This is a genomic window from Pantoea sp. DY-17 (genome assembly GCF_019795975.1).
Lineage (GTDB): Bacteria > Pseudomonadota > Gammaproteobacteria > Enterobacterales > Enterobacteriaceae > Pantoea > Pantoea leporis.
In genome coordinates this window covers 204,188-225,504 of the sequence record NZ_JAIMIG010000004.1, presented here as the reverse complement: position 1 = coordinate 225,504, position 21,317 = coordinate 204,188, and the positions used below count along the sequence as shown (strand labels likewise).

Annotated in this window: 4 protein-coding genes; all 4 read left to right on the top strand. The window is 60.9% G+C overall.

Annotated elements, in window-relative coordinates; genetic code table 11:
- Positions 1–186 precede the first annotated feature (186 nt).
- Positions 187–16,281, top strand: a complete 16,095-nt coding sequence (locus K5Y33_RS17850; protein WP_222234739.1) for an Ig-like domain-containing protein — start codon at positions 187–189, stop codon at positions 16,279–16,281.
- Positions 16,282–16,355: 74 nt separating this feature from the next.
- Positions 16,356–17,807, top strand: a complete 1,452-nt coding sequence (locus K5Y33_RS17845; protein WP_222234737.1) for a TolC family outer membrane protein — start codon at positions 16,356–16,358, stop codon at positions 17,805–17,807.
- Entirely contained in the window at positions 17,804–19,975 is a 2,172-nt protein-coding gene (locus K5Y33_RS17840) for a type I secretion system permease/ATPase (protein WP_222234735.1), read from the top strand. The genes K5Y33_RS17845 and K5Y33_RS17840 overlap by 4 nt, the downstream gene beginning before the upstream one ends.
- A complete protein-coding gene (locus tag K5Y33_RS17835; RefSeq protein WP_222234733.1) occupies positions 19,972–21,198 on the top strand; it encodes an HlyD family type I secretion periplasmic adaptor subunit in 1,227 nt (408 codons plus the stop codon). The genes K5Y33_RS17840 and K5Y33_RS17835 overlap by 4 nt, the downstream gene beginning before the upstream one ends.
- Positions 21,199–21,317 lie beyond the last annotated feature (119 nt).

Sequence of the window (21,317 nt, the reverse complement as noted above, 5' to 3'; positions counted from 1 at the left end):
TGATTTTAAGAAATAAAACCAATCAGTTATCAGGATGGCGGCTAAACAAAACTCAACGCGATTTCATTCTCAGCCTGTATGAAATCGATCAAGAGAAGAAGTGAATAATCGTCGCGATTATTCGCTGTAAAAGCCGGTGTCTGCTGATACCGGGCGTGATTATGGAAACTGCGGGATCTCGATAACATGAATAATATCTCAGTAACCCCAAAAGGTGGGACCGTTGCTTCTGAGCTGAGTGGAAATCAAGTTAATTTGACCGCTCCGAGTTTGGTGAAGCTGCATCTTAATCAGTCTGATATTAAGTCTTTCACACGCAATGGTAATGATTTAGTCGTCACCACGAAGTCTGGTGAAGTGGTTGTTATTCATAATTTTTATAGCCCGAATGGCGATAGCGATCTGGTTCTGCAGGACGATCGCGGCGCCATGTGGTGGGTTGAAGATCCCGGTACAGAAGGTTTCCAGTACGTTTCAATCGACAGCACCGAAGGGCTGTTAGCGGAAAACACCACCAATAACGGCACCATTGCCGCCTTTGGTATCGGTGGTGCGGCGCTGGCGGGCTTAGGTGCGCTGTTTGCCGGTTCAGGTGGTGGTGGCGGTAATGCCTCGCCGACCAATCCCGATGACGGTAACAACGGCGGCAATCCCACCAACCCAACTAATCCTACCAACCCAACCAATCCCACCGATCCCGGTGAAAACGACACTACGCCGCCAACCGCCATCACGGATTTGGTGATCAACGACGCCGTAGGTCCGTACCAGGGCGTGATTGGCGCGGGTGCCATTACCGATGACAACACGCCCACGCTGAGCGGCACCGCTGAAGCGGGCGCGATTGTCAGCATTTACGATGGCAGCACGCTGCTCGGCACCGTGACCGTTGGCGCCGATGGAAGCTGGAGCTTTACCACGCCAGCGCTGGCGGAGGGTCAGCATAGTTTGACCGCTACCGTCACCGACGCGGCGGGGAACACCAGCCCAGCGACCAATCCGGTGGATTTCACCGTGGATACCGTGGCGCCCGCAACGGTTGGCGACCTGAGCGTCATCAACAACAGCGGTTCGACTGCGCAGCCCATAGCTAACGGCGGCGCGACCAAAGACACTACGCCAGTGCTGAGCGGAACCGCAGAAGCGGGCTCAATTATCACTATCCGCGATGGCGATACGGTGCTCGGCAGTGTCACCGTTGGCAGCAACGGTGCATGGAGCTTTACCAGCCCAACGCTGGGCGAGGGCAGCCATACGTTGAGCATCACCGCCACCGATGTGGCGGGCAACGTCAGCACGCCAGCGACCATCACCTTCACCGTGGATACGCAAGCGCCAGCAGCAGTCATCGACCTGCAGGTTAACGATAATTCAGGCGGCAGCGGCGGCACCGTAACTAACGGCGGGACAACCGATGACAATACGCCGACGCTTACCGGCAGCGGTGAAGTGGGCGCGATTGTCAGCGTTTATGATGGGCAAACGCTGCTGGGTACGGCGGTCGTGGGTTCCGATGGCAGCTGGAGTTACACCACCAGCGCCCTGAGTAATGGCAGCCACAGCCTGACTGTGATCGTGACCGATGCGGCTGGCAACGTCAGCGCGCCATCAGCCCCTTATGAAATCACCGTGCAGGCCGCTATTCCGCCTGCCACAACGTCGCTGGAAATCACCGATGACTCCGGCAACACGCTGGTGCAGCTCAGCAACGGCGCCAGCACTCAGGATAACACGCCAACGTTGAGCGGCCTGGCGACGGCGGGTGCGCTGATCACGCTGTATAACGGCACCACGGTGCTGGGTAGCGTGGTTGCGGGCAGCGATGGTCAGTGGACCTTTACCCCAACTGCGTTGGCTGACGGTGCCTACGCGCTGCACGCCACCGTTGATAACAACGCGGGCAGCGTGACGCAAACGCCGACCATCACCATCACGGTGGATACCGTCGCGCCCGCTGCGGCTGGTGGCGTAACGCTGAGCGATAACGATGGCAGCACGCTACAACCGATTGCCGCCGGTGGCGCGACCAATAACACCACGCCGGTGCTGAGCGGCACCGCTGAACCGGGTAGCACCGTCACCGTGCGTGATGGCGATAGCGTGCTCGGCACGGCAACCGTGGGCAGCAATGGGTCATGGAGCTTCACTGCGCCGACCTTAACCGAAGGCGGTCACAGCCTGACCGCCACGGTCACCGATGCGGCAGGTAATGTGGGTCCAACCTCGACGCCGATCGCCTTCACCGTGGATACTCAGGCACCTGCGGGTGCCAGCAATGTGGTGATCAGCGATAACGTCGGTGCTGCAACCGGCCCAATCACCGCGGGCGGCACCACCGACGACAGCACACCCACGCTATCCGGTAACGGTGAAGCCAACGCCATCGTCAAAATTTATGATGGCAACACGCTGCTCGGCAGCGTCACCGTTGGCAACGACGGTACCTGGAGCTTTACCACGCCAACGTTGAGCAACGGTAGCCATTCGCTCAGCGTAACGGTGACCGATGCGGCAGGTAACGTCAGCCCGGCGACAACCGGTGTTGGCTTCACCGTCAACGCTGGCGTACCGCCAACCACCAGCACGCTGGAAATCACCGATGACAGCGGCAGCACACTTCGCCTGTTGCCAGAGGGTTCCAGCACGCAGGACACCACGCCAACCTTGAGCGGTCTGGCCTCGGCGGGCGCGCTTATCGAGTTATATAACGGTACCACGCTGCTCGGCAGCACCGTCGCGGGTGCGGATGGGCAATGGAGCTTTACGCCAGCCACTGCGCTGGCCGACGGGACTTATGCCTTCCACGCCACGGCCACTGATACCAATGGCAATGTGACCGATTCCGGCACCCTCAACATCACTATTGATAACACCGCGCCGGCTGCGGCTGGCGACTTGCAATTGAGCGATAACAGCGGCAGCACTGTGGTACCCATTGCCTCTGGCGGCACCAGCAATGACAACACGCCAACCTTGAGCGGCACCGCAGAACCGGGCAGCACCGTTACCGTGCTGGATGGCACCAACGTGATCGGCAGCGTAACGGTGGGCAGCGACGGCAGCTGGAGCTTCACCTCGCCAACCCTGAGTGACGGCAACCACAGCCTCACCACCACCGTCACCGATCCGGCCGGTAACACCGGTCCGGCGTCGCCAGCCGTTACTTTAACAGTGGATACCACGCCGCCAGCCGTTATTGCCGATCTGGTGATCGAAGATAGCGTCGGCGCGGTACAAGGGCCGTTAACGTCCGGCGATACCACCGATGACCGCGCACCAACCCTGAGCGGCACCGGCGAGCCGAATGCCACCATCAGTATTTACGATGGCACCACGCTGCTGGGTAACACCACCGTGGACACCGACGGCACATGGCGTTTCACCACGCCAGCGTTGAGCAATGGCAGCCATACCTTCACCGTAACCGCCACGGACAGCGCCGGTAACGTCGGCCCAGCCAGTCCGCCGATTGTGATCAACGTTGATGCGGCTATTCCGCCAGCCACATCGTCGCTGGAAGTGACGGATGAAAACGGCAATACCGTGGGTCAGCTGACTGACGGCGGCAGCACCAACAATGACAGCCCGGTATTAACCGGTTTGGCGGGGCCCGGCAATATCATAACCCTGTATGACGGCACCACCGTGCTGGGCAGCACCACGGCGGGCAGTAACGGTCAGTGGATTTTCTATGTCACCGGTTTAGGCAATGGTCCGCATGCGTTGCACGGCACCATTACCGATGCCAACGGCAACGTCACTGATACCGCCACCATCAACATCACCGTCGATACTGTTGCGCCAGATGCCGCAACCGACGTGGAACTCACCAACGATGCGGGCAGCATTACGCAGCCAGTTACCGCCGGCGGGGCCAGCAATGACGCGACGCCAGTGTTAAGTGGCAGCGCGGAAGCGGGCAGCACTGTCACTATCCTCGATGGCACCACCGTGTTGGGTACCGTGACTGTCGGCAGCGACGGAAACTGGAGCTTTACCACACCGACGCTGGCGGAGGGCAATCACAGCCTGAGCACCACCGTGACCGATGCGGCGGGCAATGTCAGCCCGGTGACCACACCGATCGCCTTCAGCGTAGACACCACCGCGCCAGCGCCGGTCAGCGGTTTGGTGGTAAACGATAACGTCGGCGGCAGCACCGGTCCGTTGACTTCGGGCACCATCACCGACGACAGCACGCCAACTTTGAGCGGCAGCGCCGAAGCGGGATCGGTGGTGCGCGTCTATGACGGCACCACGCTACTGGGCTCGGCGACAGTGGGCAGCGACGGTAGCTGGAGCTTCACGCCAGATGCCGCGCTGACTAACGGCCAACACAGCCTGACCACCACCGTCACCGATGCGGCAGGCAATGTTAGCCCGTCGTCGCCGGTATTTACCCTCAATGTCGATGCTGGCGTTCCGGCGACCAGCAGCCTGCTGGTGGTGACCGACGACAGCGGCAGCACGCTGGTTGAACTGCCAAACAACTCCAGCACTAACGACACCACGCCGATTCTTAGCGGCCAGGCGGGCGCGGGCGATCTGATCACGCTGTATAACGGCACCACCATCATTGGCAGCACGGTCGCGGGTAGCGATGGGCAGTGGAACTTCACGCCTGCGGCGCTGGCCGATGCCACTTACGCTTTCCACGCGGTCGCCACCAACGCCACAACCGGCGTGGAGACCGATTCGCCAACCATCAACATCACCATTGATACCGTGGTGCCGACCGCGCCAACCGGCGTGGCGCTGGAAGATGGTGCAGGTGTGCCGATCCCGGAAGGCAGCAGCACCAACACCAACACGCCAACCTTGAGCGGCAGCGGTGAAGCAGGCAGCACGGTCACCATCTCGGATGGCACCACCGTGCTCGGCACCACCACAGTGGGCAACGATGGCAGCTGGAGTTACACCACGCCACCGCTGAGCGATGGCGATCATAGCCTGACCTCAACCGTTACCGATGCCGCCGGTAATACCGGCCCGGCTTCTACGCCGGTGACTGTAACCATCGATACCCAGCCGCCTGCCGCAGCGGGCAATGTGCAGTTCACCAACGATGATGGCACACCGCTGGCTTCAGGTAGCACTACCGGCGACACCACGCCAACCCTGAACGGCACCGCCGAACCGGGCAGCACCGTGACGGTGAGCGATGGCACTACGGTGCTGGGCACCGCAATCACCGGCATCGACGGCAACTGGAGCTTTACACCAACCGATCCGCTGAGTGAAGGGCAGCACAATCTCACCACCACCGTCACCGATACGGCCGGTAACGTCGGCCCTGCGTCGTCGGTGGTGATTGTGATTGTGGATACCACGCCACCGGCAGCGGCGACCGATTTGCAACTGAGCAACGATGGCAGCGGCACGCTGGTGCCGGTCGCGGATGGCGGCACCACCAACGATGTCACGCCGGTGTTGAGCGGTCGTGCGGAGCCGGGCAGCGTCGTGACGGTGTCTGATGGCAGCACGGCGTTGGGTTCGGTGACCGTCGGCAACGATGGCAACTGGAGCTTTACCTCTCCGGCGCTCGGCGATGGCTCACACAGCCTGACCACCTCCGTGACCGATGCGGCGGGCAATACCGGCGCGGCCAGCGCGCCATTGACCTTCACCATTGACACCACGGCACCGCCAGCACCGGGCGGTGTGCAGCTGAGTAACGACAGCAGCGGCACGTCTGTTCCTATTCCCTCTGGTGCGGCAACCAATGATGCAACGCCAGTATTGAGCGGCACCGCAGCGGCGGGCAGCACCATTACCGTTTCTGATGGCGCTACCGTACTCGGTACCGTCACCGTCGGCAGCGGCGGAACATGGAGCTTCACCACGCCAGCGCTGAACGAGGGCAATCACAGCCTGACCGCCACCGTTACCAGTCCGGCGGGCAACACCGGTGCGCCCTCTGCGCCCATTGTGGTCACCGTGGATATCACGCCACCTGCGGCGGCAACGGGTCTGCAACTCAGTAACAATGAAGGAGCGACGCCGGTACCGATTGCTGCGGGCGGCACCACTAATGACACCACACCTGCGCTGAGCGGCATCGCAGAAGCGGGCAGCATCGTCACGGTGAGTGATGGCACTACCGTGATCGGCAGCGCAGCCGTTGGCAGCGATGGCAGCTGGAGCGTGATCCCAACCGCACCGTTGACGGCGGGAGAGCACACGCTTACTGCGACCGTCACCGATCCGGCCGGTAACGTTGGCCCGGCATCGGCCCCCATCGTCGTCAATATCGACACCGCCCAGCCGCCAGTCGCAGCTGACCTTGAGCTGAACAATGACAACGGCGGCACGCCAGTTCCGATTACGTCCGGCGGCGCGACCAATGACACCACGCCGGTGCTCAGCGGTAGCGCAGCGGCGGGCAGCACCGTCACCGTACTGGATGGCACCACCGTGCTCGGCACCGTTGTGGTTGGCAGCGGCGGCAGCTGGAGCTTCAGCACACCGGCGTTGAGCGAAGGCGCGCACAGCCTGACCACCACCGTCACCAGCGCATCGGGTAACGTCAGCGATCCGTCTGCGCCGATTAACTTCACCGTGGATACGCAGCCACCGGCAACCTCAACCGGCCTGCAACTGAGTAACGACGACGGTACGGCGATTGCCGCTGGCGGCCTCACCAACGACAGCACGCCCGTATTGCGCGGCAGCGCCGAAGCGGGCAGCACCGTCACCGTACTGGATGGCACCACCGTGCTGGGCACTGCCACGGCGGACACCGACGGCAACTGGAGCTTTACGCCAACGATCGCGCTGGGCGAGGGCGCACACAGCCTGACTACCACCGTCACCGATGCGGCGGGCAACAGCAGCGGCGCATCCACGCCGGTTACCTTTACCGTGGATACCACACCGCCAGCCGCCGCCACCGATCTGCAGCTCAGCAATAACAACAGCGGCACGGCGATTCCTGTTGATACCGGCGGTCGCACCAACGACACCACGCCAGTGTTGAGCGGCAGTGCCGAAGCGGGCAGCGTCGTCACGGTGCGTGATGGCACCGAGGTACTGGGCAGCACCACCGTCGGCACCGATGGCAAATGGAGCTTCACTCCGGCCAATCCGCTGGACGAGGGCGCGCACAGCCTGACCGCTACCGTCACCGATCCGGCCGGTAACGTCGGCCCGGCCTCTACGCCGTACGCGGTTACCATCGATACCACCGCGCCGCCAGCCGTGATTACGGTGGTACTCAGTAACGATCAGGGCAGCACGCCAACGCCAATCGTCTCGGGCGGAGCCACTAACGACACCACGCCGGTGCTGAGCGGTACCGCCGAGGCGGACAACATCATCATCGTGCGTGACGGCACCACCGTGCTGGGCTCGACGATTGTTGGCACCGATGGAACCTGGAGCTTCACCTCGCCAGCGCTGAGCCAGGGCGCGCACAGCCTGACGGCAACCGTCACTGACGCCGCAGGCAACAGCAGCGCACCGTCTACGGCAATCGCCTTTACCGTCGATACCGAGGCACCGAATGCGGCGACAGGGCTGCAACTGAGTAATGATTCCGGCCAAACGCCGGTACCGATTGCTGCAGGCGGCGCCACCAACGACACCACACCGGTGTTGAGCGGCAGCGCTGAAGCAGGCAGCATCGTGATTGTTTCTGACGGCAGCAACGTGCTGGGATCTGTTGTGGTCGGCAGCGGCGGCAGCTGGAGCTTCACTTCGCCGGAGCTGGGCGAGGGCGATCACAGCCTGACCACCACGGTGACCGACGCCGCAGGTAACGTCAGTTCGCCGTCCGCGGCCCTGAACTTCAGCATTGATACCACGCCACCAGTGGCGCCAGGTGCGATCGCGCTGAACAACAACAACGGCAGTTCACCGGTTACGATTGAGGCAGGCAGCACCACCAACGATGCCACACCGGCGATCAGCGGTACCGCAGCAGCCGGCAGCACCGTGACCGTGCTGGATGGCGCTACCGTGCTGGGCACCGCGATTGTTGGCAGTAACGGACAGTGGAGCTTCACCACGCCAACGCTGGGTGAAGGTGCGCACAGCCTGACGGCGACCGTCACCGATCCAGCGGGTAACGTCGGTCCTGCCTCCGCAGCCATTGCCTTTAACGTTGATACCGTTGCGCCTGTTGCGGCAACCGGACTGGTGCTGAACAACGACAACGGCGGTTCGCCGGTGCCGATTGCTAACAACGGCACCACCAACGACAACACGCCAGAGTTGAGCGGTACCGCAGAAGCCAACAGCATTGTGATTGTGTCTGACGGCACCACCGTGCTGGGCAGCGCCGTCGCCGATGCGCAGGGCGCCTGGAGCTTCTCACCCAATCTGACCGATGGCACGCACAACCTGAGCGTGACGGTGCGTGACGCCGCAGGTAACACCGGACCGGCAAGCAGCACCATCACCGTCACCGTAGATACCGTGGCACCGCTAGCGGCGACCGGCCTGACGCTGACCAACGATATTGGTACACCCGTTAGCATTCCGAACGGCGGGCTCACCAACGACAGCACACCGGTGCTGAGCGGTTCTGGACAAGCGGGCAGCATCATCACCGTATCCGATCAAAACGGCGTGTTGGGATCCACCACCGTCGGGGCGGGCGGAACCTGGACCTTCACGCCGGCGAGCGCGCTGGCGGATGGAACCCATACCTTTAGCGTCACGGCCAGCGATGCGGCAGGAAACGTCAGTGCGCCGAGCACCATTGGCGTCGTGATTGATGCCACACCGCCAGCGGCAGCGCTGAACGTGGTCGCCAGTAATGATGAAGGCACGTCGCCGGTGGCTATCACCAACGGCGGCTTCACCAACGACAACACGCCATTCCTTACCGGTACCGCCGAAGCGGGCAGCACGGTGATTATCCGTGACGGCACAACCATCATCGGTAGCGCTTCGGTGGGCAGTAACGGCCAATGGAGCTTTACCTCACCCACGCTGGATGAGGGCGCGCACAGCCTGAGCACCACCGTGGTGGATGCGGCGGGCAACGTGAGTACAGCGTCAGCGGCGATTGATTTCACCGTCGACAGCGTGGTTCCAGCGCCAGCCACGCTGGTGGTGAACAATGACAACGGCGGGACGCCCGTACTGGTGCCGAACGGCGCCACCACCAGCGACAACACGCCGTTGCTGAGTGGGACAGCGGAAGCGGGCAGCCTGGTCACTCTTTATGATGGCACCACCGTGATCGGCTCGACCACCGCAACGGCGGGCGGAACCTGGAGCTTCAGCTCACCGACCTTAACTGAGGGTTCGCATACGCTGACCGCTACCGTAACCGACGAGGTCGGCAACGTCAGTTCGCCATCCTCGACCTTTACCGTGGTGGTGGATGCCACCGCACCGCAACCGGCTGACGATCTGCTGCTGCAAAATAACAATGGTGGCTCACTGGTGACCATTGCCGATGGCGGCATTACCAATGACAGCACGCCAGCCATCAGCGGCACGGCGGAAGCCAACGCGATCGTTCGCGTCTATGACGGCACCACCTTAGTGGGTTCAGTCGTGGCAGGCAGCAACGGCGCATGGAGCATCACCACCAGCGCGCTGACGGACGCCACCCATACGCTGAATGTCACCGTGACCGATGCGGCGGGCAACGTGAGCGCCAATGCCTCGGTATCACTGACGGTGGACACCTCTACGCCGGCAGCGGTGTCGAGCTTTGCTATTTACAATAATGCGGCCACTACCACCGTGCAGGTGGCGGATGACGGTGACTCCAACGACAACACGCCTTTGCTGAGCGGAACCGGTGTAGCGGGCACCATCATCAACATCTACGAGGGCAGCGATCTTCTTGGCACCACCACGGTAGGCGACAACGGCGAGTGGCGCTTTGAAACTGCGGCTTTAGATGATGGCCAGCACAGCTTCACCGTTTCAGTCACCAACGCTGCGGGGACGACGGGCCCGGAAGCGATACCGATTACGATTAATATTGATACGGCTGCACCGGCAACGGTCAGCGATCTTGTCGTAACAGACGATGAGGGGGGCAGCACCGGTCCGTTGACATCGGGTGACACCACCGATGACAGCACGCCAACGCTGAGCGGCTCCGCTGAAGCGGGCAGCCGAGTGTCGGTTTACGATGGCACCACGCTGCTGGGCACCGTGATCGCCACTGGCGGCACATGGAGCTTCACGCCGGGCAGCGCGCTCTCTAACGGCGAGCATAACTTCACCTTCACAGTGACCGATGCAGCAGGCAACGTCAGCGCGGCAAGCAGTCCGGCGTTTACGCTCAATATCGCAGCGGATCTGCCGCCAGCGGTCAGTACGCTGGTGATCACCGACGATAGCGGCAATTCACTGGTTACCGTGAATGACGGCGCCAACATCAAGGACGGTACGCCGGTATTGACCGGTGCGGCGACGGTCGGTGATGTGATTACCATTCACGATGGTGCAACCGTGTTGGGTAGCGTTACCGTCGGTGCGACCGGACAGTGGACCTTCACGCCAACGCTGAATGATGGACCGCACGGCATCTATGTCACCACGGTCAATTCAGTGGGTAATCCGGGCGCAACCTCGCCAACGGTGAACTTCACTATTGATACCGTGGCACCGCTTGCAGCAACTAACCTCTCTGCCGCTAATAACAACGACGGCGTAACCGTGCCCATTGCTAACAATGGCACCACCAACGACAGTACCCCGCGGCTCGCCGGTCTCGCGGAAGCCAACGGCATTGTTACGATTTATGACGGCAACACGGTTATCGGCTCAACGGTCGCCAATGGTAGCGGTGAGTGGAGCTTCACGTCGCCAACGCTGAGTCAGGGCGGACATGCGCTGAGCGTCACCGTGACGGATGCGGCGGGTAACGTCGGTCCACGCTCTGATGTAGTAAACCTCACTGTCGATACCGTGGCACCGAACGCCTCGACGCTGGTGGTCACCAACGACGTCACCAGCACGGTGGTGCCAAATGGCGGTTCGACCAACGACAACACGCCAACGCTGAGCGGTACTGCGGAAGTGGGCAGTGTGATCACCGTTTACGATGGTACGACCTTGCTCGGTTCGGTTGCTGCCGGAACAGGCGGAGCATGGAGCTTTATTTCACCGGTACTGGGCGAAGGCAGCCATTCGCTCACCGTGCGCGTGACAGATGCCGCCGGTAACACTAGCGCGGCATCCAGCACGGCAACGGTGACTGTGGATACCGTCGTACCAACGGCGGTGAGCGGTTTGACTGCTGCCAACAACAACGGCAGTTCGCCGGTGACCATTGCTGCGGGGGGGAACACCAACGACAACACGCCAGCGCTGAGCGGTACGGCGGAAGCGGGTAGCGTGGTGGTGATCCGTGATGGCGTCGACATTATTGGTTCTGTCACCGCAGGCAGCAACGGCGCATGGAGCTTCACGTCACCCACGCTGGCTGATGGTCTGCATACCCTGAACGTGACGGCGACCGATCTCGCCGGTAACGTCAGCCCGAATGCGGCGATCAGCTTCACTGTGACCACAGCAGCACCAACGCCAGTCACCGATCTGGTGGTTTCTGACAACGTAGGTGTAACACAAGGGGCACTCACCAGCGGTGCGGCGACCGATGACAACACGCCAACGCTGAGCGGTAATGCCACCGCTGGCAATATCGTGATTATCTCGGAAGGCACCACGGTGCTGGGTTCGGTGGTGGCGGGCAGCAATGGTGCGTGGAGCTTTACCACTGCCGCATTGAGCGACGGATCGCATCCGTTGAGCGTGACGGTGCGCGATGCAGCCGGTAACACCAGCGCGGCAACCAACTTCACGGTCAATGTCGATACGGTGGCGCCAGCCAACGCAACCTTGTTAATCACTAATGATCTCACCAGCACCACGGTGCCGAATGGTGGTGCAACCAACGACAGCACGCCAACGCTGAGCGGTACGGCGGAAGCCGGCAGCCGCGTGTCGATTTACGATAGCGGCACCCTGCTAGGTACGGCGGTGGCAGGCAGCAACGGCGCATGGACCTTCACCACCGATGTGCTGACGCAAGGCGCTCATCCACTGAGCGTCACGGTCACCGATGCGGCGGGTAACGTCAGCGGCAGCACCTCGGCCACGGTGATTATCGATATCGTCGCGCCGGTGGCGGTAACCGGCTTGGCCGCTGCCAACAACAACGGCAGTACGCCGGTGGCGATTGCCAATAACGGCAGCACCAATGACAACACGCCAGCGCTGAGCGGTACGGCAGAAGCGGGCAGTCTGGTGATTATCCGCGATGGCACCTCGATTATCGGTTCTGTTACCGCAGGCACTAACGGCGCATGGAGCTTCACCACGCCAACGCTGGCGGAGGGGCCGCACACCTTCAACGTCACGGCGACGGATGCAGCGGGCAACGTCAGCCCGAATGCGACGCTTACCCTGACCGTGGATACCGTGGCACCTGCGCCCGTCACTAACCTGGTGATCAACGACGATGTGGGCGGCATTCAGGGGCCGCTGGCGAACGGTGCGGTGACCGATGATGCCACACCAACGCTGAGCGGTACGGCGGAAGCGAATGCGATTGTCACCATTTACGACGGCACCACGGTGCTGGGTTCAGTGGTGGCCGGCGCGGGCGGTGCGTGGAACTTCACCACTACCACGCTAGGCAACGGTGTGCATCCGCTGAGCGTAACGGTGAAAGATGCAGCGGGTAACACCAGTGCCGCCACCACGCCGGTTTCCATCACGGTAGACACCGTGGCGCCAGCGGCCTCAACTTTGGTGATCACCAACGACATCACCAGTAGCACGGTGCCGAGTGGTGGCTTCACCAACGACAACACCCCAACGCTGAGCGGCGTGGCGGAAGCGGGCAGCCGCGTGTCGATTTATGATGGCGCGACGTTGCTGGGGACGGCGATTGCGAATGGCACAGGCGCGTGGACCTTCACCACCGACGTACTCTCCGCCGGCACGCATCCACTCAGCGTCACGGTCACCGACGCGGCGGGTAACGTTAGTGGCAGTACCTCGGCCTCGGTAACCATCGATACCACGCCGCCAGCGGCAGTCACCAATCTGGTGGCCGCCAACAACAACGGCAGTACGGCGGTGACCATTCCGAACAACGGCGTGACCAACGACAATACGCCGCTGTTGACCGGTTCCGGCGAGATTGGCGCGAAGATCAGCGTTTACGATGGCACCACGCTGCTGGGCAGCACCACGGTGGGCAGCGGTGGCACATGGAGCTTCGTCTCGACGGCGCTGAGCAACGGTGTACATACGCTGAACGTCACGGCAACCGATGCGGCGGGCAACGTGAGCCCGAACGCCTCAACCATCCTGACGATTGATACCGTGGCGCCGAACCCGGTGACCAATCTGGTGATCAATGATGACGTCGGCACTCTTCAGGGGCCGCTGGCGAACGGTGCCTTCACCGATGACGCCACGCCAACCCTGAGCGGCACGGCGGAAGCCAACGCGATTGTGACCATCTACGACGGTACCACCGTGATAGGTTCCACCACCGCCAATGGTTCAGGTGCATGGAGCTTCACCACCGCGACCCTGAGCAACGGTAGCCATTCGCTGAGCGTGACGGTGACCGATGCAGCGGGTAACACCAGTGCGGCATCGGCGACGGTTTCCATTACGGTGGATACCGTGGCTCCAGCGGCGTCAACGCTGGTGATCACCAATGATGTCACCAGTACCGTGGTGCCGAGCGGCGGTGCTACCAACGACACCACGCCAACGCTGAGCGGCGTGGCGGAAGCGGGCAGCCGTGTCTCGATCTACGATGGTGGAACCTTGTTAGGCACGGCGATTGCGGGTAGCACTGGCGCATGGACCTTCACCACCGCCGCGCTCACGCAGGGCACGCATCCATTGAGCGTGACGGTAACGGACACGGCCGGTAACGTCAGCGGGACTACGTCGGCGTCGGTCATTATCGATACCACGCCGCCAGCGGCGGTCACCAACCTGGTCGCTGCCAATAACAACGGCAGCACGGCGGTGACCATTCCGAATAACGGCATCACCAACGACAGCACGCCGCTGTTGACCGGTAACGGCGAAGTCGGGGCACGGATCAGCGTGTACGACGGCACCACACTGCTGGGCACCACCACGGTGGGCAGCGGTGGCACATGGAGCTTCGTCTCGACTGCGCTGAGCAACGGCACCCATACGCTGAACGTGACGGCAACCGATGCGGCGGGCAACGTCAGCCCGAACGCCTCGACCACGCTGCGCATCGACACTGTGGCACCAACGGCCAGTACGCTCACCATTACCGACGACGCCGGCAGCACGCCGGTGACGCTGACCAATGGCGCGTACACCCGTGACACCACGCCAGTGCTGAACGGCACGGCGGAAGTGGGCGCGATTGTCATCATCTACGATGGCACCACCGCGCTGGGTTCAGTAACGGTTGGCGCCGGTGGCAGCTGGACTTACACCCCCAGCGCACTGGCGAACGGTGCGCATCCGTTGAGCGTAACGGTGACTGATTCGGCGGGTAACGTCAGCACCGGTAACACGGCGGTGACGGTGAACGTCGATACTGTGCCGCCTGCGGCGGTAAGTGGCCTGGCAATCAACGGTGCCGGTACCACGGTCACCGGTAGCGGTGAAGTGGGGGCAACGGTAACGGTACGTGATGCGGGCGGTAACGCGCTGGGTACAACGACGGTAGGCAGCGGCGGTTCATGGTCGGTGAGCCTGAGTACGGCGCAAACCACCGGTGCTTCGCTGTCGGTGATTCAGACTGACCGCGCAGGCAACGTATCGACCAGCACCCCGCTGACCGGTGCGATTCAAATCGTGGCAGCGAATGATGTCAACGAAGTGGATTACACCACCCAAATCGGCACCATCACCAATGCCAATACCAGTTCGACCAGCGTCGCATTGCTGAGCGTTAACCTCGGCAGCGTGCTGGGTGTGGGAGTATTGAGCAGCACTAACGCCTATATGTTTAACGTTGGCGCAGGGGATACGCGCACGGTGACATTACACGCCTCGGCCACCAGCCTGGCGGCGCTGACATCGACTTATACCTTGTACCTCTATCAACAGCAGGCGAACGGCACCTGGGCGCTGAAATCCAGCAACGCCAACTACATCACCACGGTTCTGACCATTGGTACACAAACCGGTGGCAACGTGACTTACAGCAACCTCGGTACAGGTAACTATGCCGTGCTGTTGGGCACCAGCACCGGTGTTGGCGTGTTGCCATCGACTACCGTCACCACCACGTCGGATATTACGACGCTGGCGTTGACCGTGGCGGCGACTGTCACCGGCAACCTGTTGACCAACGATACCAGCTCCGTCGCCGGTACGGTGCCGAACGGTACGGTGGTCACCCAGGTGACTGGCAATGCGATTGCGGCCACCGGTAACACGGTGATCACCAGCAGCTACGGTACGCTGACCATCGATTCGCACGGTAACTACACCTATACGCTGAAGGCGGGACTAGATGCCGATCTGGTGCCAGCCACCGACGTCTTCACCTATTCGGTGCGTGATGCCAGCGGCGCGGTGACCTCGGCCAGCTTGACGGTGAACCTGCACAACGGTGCATCCACCAGCACGCTGCTGGCGACCAACAGTCTGGTGGCCGAAGCCACCAATGACCACGACGCCAGCGGCAGCATCTACGGTTCAGCATCGGGCACGCACACCGGAACCTTGAGTATCACTAATGAACACGGCGATATCACCACGGTTCACAGCGTGGGTACGACGTCGATTGCCGGCGACTTTGGTGTGCTGAGTATTGCCGCCAACGGTAACTACACCTATTCACTGAACGCGGGCGTGGATGGACAATCCATTACCCATAAAGAGGTGTTCAGTTACACCCTGGCGGCGAGCGATGGCACCATCACCACGCAGTCGTTCACCATTGAGCTGCATCCAACCATCACAGGAACCACGGGGGCTGACACGCTAACCGGCGGTGCCTACGACGACACCATCACCAGCGGTGCCGGCGCAGATACGTTGGTGTATCACTTATTGGCGAGTGCGGATGCTACCGGCGGTAACGGTCACGATACCTGGACCGACTTCAATGTCGCGCAAGGCGACAAAATTGACGTCAGTAACTTGCTTATCGGCTGGAATGATTCCACAAGTAATATTAATGATTTCGTGAAAGTGGATCATACTTCAGATGGCAATACGGTGCTCTCCATTGACCGTGATGGTACCGGTACGGGTTACAGCACCACTCAGCTGATTACGTTGGAAGGCGTGAACGTTTCTCTGGAGGAGCTGCTGCAACAACCGCACCAAAACCACACGGCGTAATCGCTCTGTGATGCAGGGATGCAGTTAGGGCGCAGGGATGTGCCCCTTTCTCTTTATTGACTGGTGGACTATCGATGGAACTGATGCACTCAGGCGCAACTTTTCGCCGTTCGTTTAAGCTCAGCGTTCTCTGTGTGGGCATGGCTTTACTTTACAGTTCTCCACTTTTAGCGGCCAGTGACGCGTTAACCCGGGCGGGGCACATCACCTCAGCAGGTTTAGCGCAACAGCAAGAACTGCCTTCATTAACCGGTGAAGTGGCGGAACCCGCCCTCGCCAACGTCCCCGACTTTCTCACCATCAACCAGGCGGTGCAGCGCGCTGTTCAGTGGCATCCCGATATCGCTCAGGCAGTAGGAAAAATGCTGGAGCAGGCTAATCAGGTTGATGTGGCGAAAGCCAAATACTATCCACAAATCAGTGCCGGCATGAACAACGGCTACAGCAATGCCTACAGCGAAAAGGGCTTCAGCCCGTCGTTTGTGCTGTCGGTTTCACAGATGTTGTATGACTTCGGCAAGGTCAGCAGTTCGGTGCGTTCCGCCGAAGCGGGCGTGGCGCAGGAGCAGGCCAACGTGCTGGTGAGCATTGATACCGTGGCGCACGATACCGCCGCGGCGCTGGTGGAAGTGCAGGGTTATCAGCAACTGGTCAAAATTGCGCGTGAGCAGCTCACGGCGTTGAGTAAGATTGGCGATCTGGCGCGCCAGCGTAATGAAGAGGGCGCGGCGTCGCTTTCGGATGCCACCCAAACCGATGCGCGTATCGAAGGCGCGCGTACCACCCTAACGCAGTATCAAGCCAACCTCGACCGCTGGCGCGCCACGCTGGCAACCTATCTTGGCTGGCCGCTGGTGAAAAAGGTCAGCGACGATTTTCCCACCAAACTCACCCAGTCCTGTCAGGTGGCGAAAGCCGATGACAAGCTCAATCCGTCGGTGCTGGCGGCCTGGGCGCAGGCCAATCAGGCGCAGGCCAAACTCGATAATGCTAACGCGCAAAACATGCCAACCATCTCGCTGGAACCGCAGGTGACGCATTATCTCAATAATCACTATTCCGGCAGCGAATCGCTGGATCGCACCCAATATTCGGCGTTTGTGAAAGTGGAAATGCCGCTCTATCAGGGCGGCGGTATCACCGCCAGCCGGGACGCGGCCGCCAATGCATTGCAGGCCGCCAATGCGGCCGTCAACTCGGCGCGGCTTAAAGCGCGTCAGCAGCTAAGCGAGTCGCAGAACGCGTCGCAAAGCCTGGCGCTCAGCCTGGCGATCATGGGTCGGCAACAGACGCTGGGCGAGAAAACCCAGTCGCTCTATCAGGATCAGTATCTGCAACTCGGCACCCGTCCGCTGCTGGACGTGCTCAACGCCGAGCAGGAAGTGTTCCAGACCCGTTTCACATTGCAGCAAACCATCAGCCAGTTACGCTCACTGCAGCTCGATTGCCTCTACAGCACCGGGCATATGCGGTCGGCGTTTGCTTTGAATAATCAGCGGATCCAGTCCGTGGAGATCCAGCCATGACGCAATTACAGATTCCCGACGCGCCTGATAGCGCGTCCGGGGGAAACGTGCCCTTACACGGATGGGCCACCGCAATCATCCTGATCGCCAGCCATTATCGCTTGCCCTGTTCGCCGGGCATGATCATGGCCGCTGCCGAATGGCAGGGCAAACAGTCACGCGATAAAGCGTTACGCCATCTGGCGCGCCAGGCCGGCTTATCGCTGCAATTATATGAAGAGAATAAGTGGGAGATCACCAGCTGGCGCTTGCCGTTGGCGATCGAGCTGGCCGACGGCCAGGTGGGCGTTATCACCCAGTTTGATGGCGACGATGAAGTGCGGGTGCATTTTGCCGGTGATGAACAGCCCGCACCGATTGCGCTGGAGACGTTGCTGCCGGAAATCCGCTTTGCCGCCGCGCTGCGTCCGGTTACCGCCGCCAAAGATAGCCGCGTCGATCGCTATCTCGCCACGGTAAAACCGGATTGGCTGCGCCGTTTGGTGCTGCACGATCTGCGGCCGTACGGCTACGTGATGCTCGGATCCTTCCTGATCAACCTGCTGGCGCTGGTCGGTATTATCTTCTCGATGCAGGTGTACGATCGGGTGATTCCGGCGCAGTCCTATCCCACGCTGTATGTGCTGTATATCGGCGTGATCATCTCGGTGGTGTTCACTTATATTCTGCGCGTTGGGCGCGATCACGTGACCGATCTGCTGGGCAAGCGTGCCGATATGCGCGTCTCCGATCGGGTATTTGGTCACGCACTGCGGCTGCGTAACAGCGCGGTGCCGCGCTCGACCGGCACCTTTATCTCGCAGTTGCGCGAGCTGGAGGCGATCCGCGAAATGGTCACGTCCACCACGGTCACCTCGATTGTCGATATGCCGTTCTTCCTGCTGTTCATGCTGGTGATGGCGATTATCGCGCCGCAGCTGGCGTGGATTGCGCCGGTGGCGGTGCTGCTGATGATCCTGCCGGGCGTGCTGAGCCAGAAGAAGCTGGCGAAGCTGGCGCAGCAGAACCTGAAAGAGTCGACGCTGCGTAATGCGGTGCTGGTGGAGAGCGTGCAAGGGCTGGAAGATATCAAGCTGATGCAGGCGGAAGATCGCTTCCTGCAACAGTGGAACAGCTACATTCGCATTACCGCGCAATCCGGCGTGGAGATGCGCAAAGTGATGCACTCGCTGATTACCTGGGGCGTGACGGTACAGGGTTTGGTATACGCCAGCGTGATTGTGATCGGTGCGCCGATGGTGATCAACGGCGATATTACCACCGGTGCGATTGTGGCGGCGTCGCTGCTCTCCTCGCGCATGATTGCGCCGATGGCCACGCTGTGTGGCGTGCTGGCGCGCTGGCAGCAGGTGAAAGCGGCGAAAGGCAGCCTCGATGCGCTGATGAATTTGCCGGTGGAAAACAGCAAAGACGAAACGCGGATCCACACGCCGGTGCTGTTTGGTCACTATCAGTTCACCGACGCAATGTTCCGTTACTACACCGATTCGATGAACATCGCGCTGCGCATTAAAAGCCTGATCATCAAACCGGGCGAGCGTATTGCGGTGCTGGGACGCAACGGTTCGGGTAAATCGACCTTGCTGCAGGCGATGATTGGCGGCATCGATCTGGTCGGCGGTGAACTGCGGCTGGATAACCTCAGCCTGCCGCACATTGATGTGGCCGATGTGCGGCGTAACGTTGGCCTGCTAACGCAAAACGCGCGGCTGTTCCACGGCACGCTGCGCGAGAATCTCACCATGGGCGCGGCGCACGCCACCGATGATGCCATCTTTGGCGCGCTCACCGTCAGCGGCGGCGCAGATTTCATTCGTCGTCTGCCGCTCGGCCTCGACCATCCGATCATGGAAGGCGGCGTTGGGCTTTCGGGCGGACAGCGTCAGTCGCTGCTGCTGGCGCGCATGCTGCTGCGCGATCCCAACATCATCCTGCTGGATGAACCGACGGCGGCGCTCGACGATCACACCGAGAAAGAGTTTATCGAACGTCTCGGTCAGTGGCTCAACGGGCGCACCTTGATCGTGGCGACGCACCGTGCGGCGATCCTCGCGCTAGTGGATCGTGTGCTGGTGCTGAAAGAGGGACAACTGGTGATGGACAGCCCGAAAGAGAACGCCTTGCCGGCACCGCGTGCTAACGGCAGCCTGCCGGAGGCGCAATCATGATCAAACAATTACCGGCAAGACTGCGCTTAGTGACGGCGGCAGAAGTGGATTCTTCCGACGATCTGCTCGGCGAGCTGCGATCCGAAACCCATTACACCGGCGCGGTGCGGCTGATCGTCATCAGCACCGCACTGATCCTCGTTGCGGTGATCTGGGCCTGGTTTGGCGTGCTGGATGAAGTCTCAACTGGCACCGGCAAAGTGATCCCCAGCTCGCGCGATCAGGTGCTGCAATCGCTGGAAGGCGGCATCCTCACCGAGCTGTATGTGCACGAAGGCGATCAGGTGCAGGCTGGGCAAGTGGTGGCGCGCCTCGATGCCACGCGCTCGCAATCCAACGTCGGCGAAAGTGCGGCACGCTATCGTGCGGCATTGGCTGCCGCCGCGCGTCTCAATGCGGAAGTGAACGATCAGCCGCTGAGTTTCCCGGCAGAGTTGAATGAGTTCCCCGATCTGATGGCGTCAGAAACGCGGCTGTATAAAACCCGCCGCGCACAGCTCACGGATGCGACTGCGCAGTTTAAAGAGTCGCTGGCGCTGGCTAACCGCGAGCTGGCCATCACGCAGCGTCTGGCCAAAACCGGTGCCGCCAGTAGCGTGGAAGTGCTGCGTTTGCAGCGCGATAAATCAGATCTGGAGCTGAAACTCACCGATATGCGTTCGCAATATTACGTGCAGGCGCGTGAGGAGCTGGCGAAAGCCAACGCCGAAGCCGACAGCATGGCGCAAGTGGTGAAAGGGCGTGAAGACACGGTGACGCGACTGACCATCCGTTCGCCGATGCGCGGCATCGTAAAAAACATCAAAGTCTCCACCGTGGGCGGCGTGGTCCCACCGAATGGCGAGCTGATGAACATTGTGCCGATGAACGATCGTCTGCTGATTGAAGCGCGTTTGTCACCGCGCGATATCGCCTTTATCCGTCCCGGCCAGCGGGCGGTGGTGAAGATCTCGGCGTATGACTACGCCATTTATGGCGGCCTGAACGGCGTGGTGGAGAGCATCTCGCCGGATACCATTCAGGATGAGGTGAAACCGGAAATTTACTATTACCGCGTGTTTATCCGTACCGATAACGACTACGTGCAGAATAAAGCCGGTAAGCGCTTCTCCATCAGTCCCGGCATGGTTTCTACCGTGGATATCAAGACCGGTGAGAAGACGGTGATGGATTATCTGATTAAGCCGTTTAACAAAGCGCAAGAGGCGATGCGCGAACGCTAATTGGAACGGTATAACGCGTTAGTTTAAAACCGCTGTTTTCTTCAGGAAACGGCGGTTTTTTATTTGGGTGATTGATGAGGGCACCATGAAGTTTCGGCAACTATTATACGAACCGTTAA

Bases quoted from the DNA above. Each gene is read 5' to 3' on its own strand.
- K5Y33_RS17850 (WP_222234739.1), top strand. From the start codon at position 187: ATGAATAATATCTCAGTAACCCCAAAAGGTGGGACCGTTGCTTCTGAG.
- K5Y33_RS17845 (WP_222234737.1), top strand. From the start codon at position 16,356: ATGGAACTGATGCACTCAGGCGCAACTTTTCGCCGTTCGTTTAAGCTC.
- K5Y33_RS17840 (WP_222234735.1), top strand. From the start codon at position 17,804: ATGACGCAATTACAGATTCCCGACGCGCCTGATAGCGCGTCCGGGGGA.
- K5Y33_RS17835 (WP_222234733.1), top strand. From the start codon at position 19,972: ATGATCAAACAATTACCGGCAAGACTGCGCTTAGTGACGGCGGCAGAA.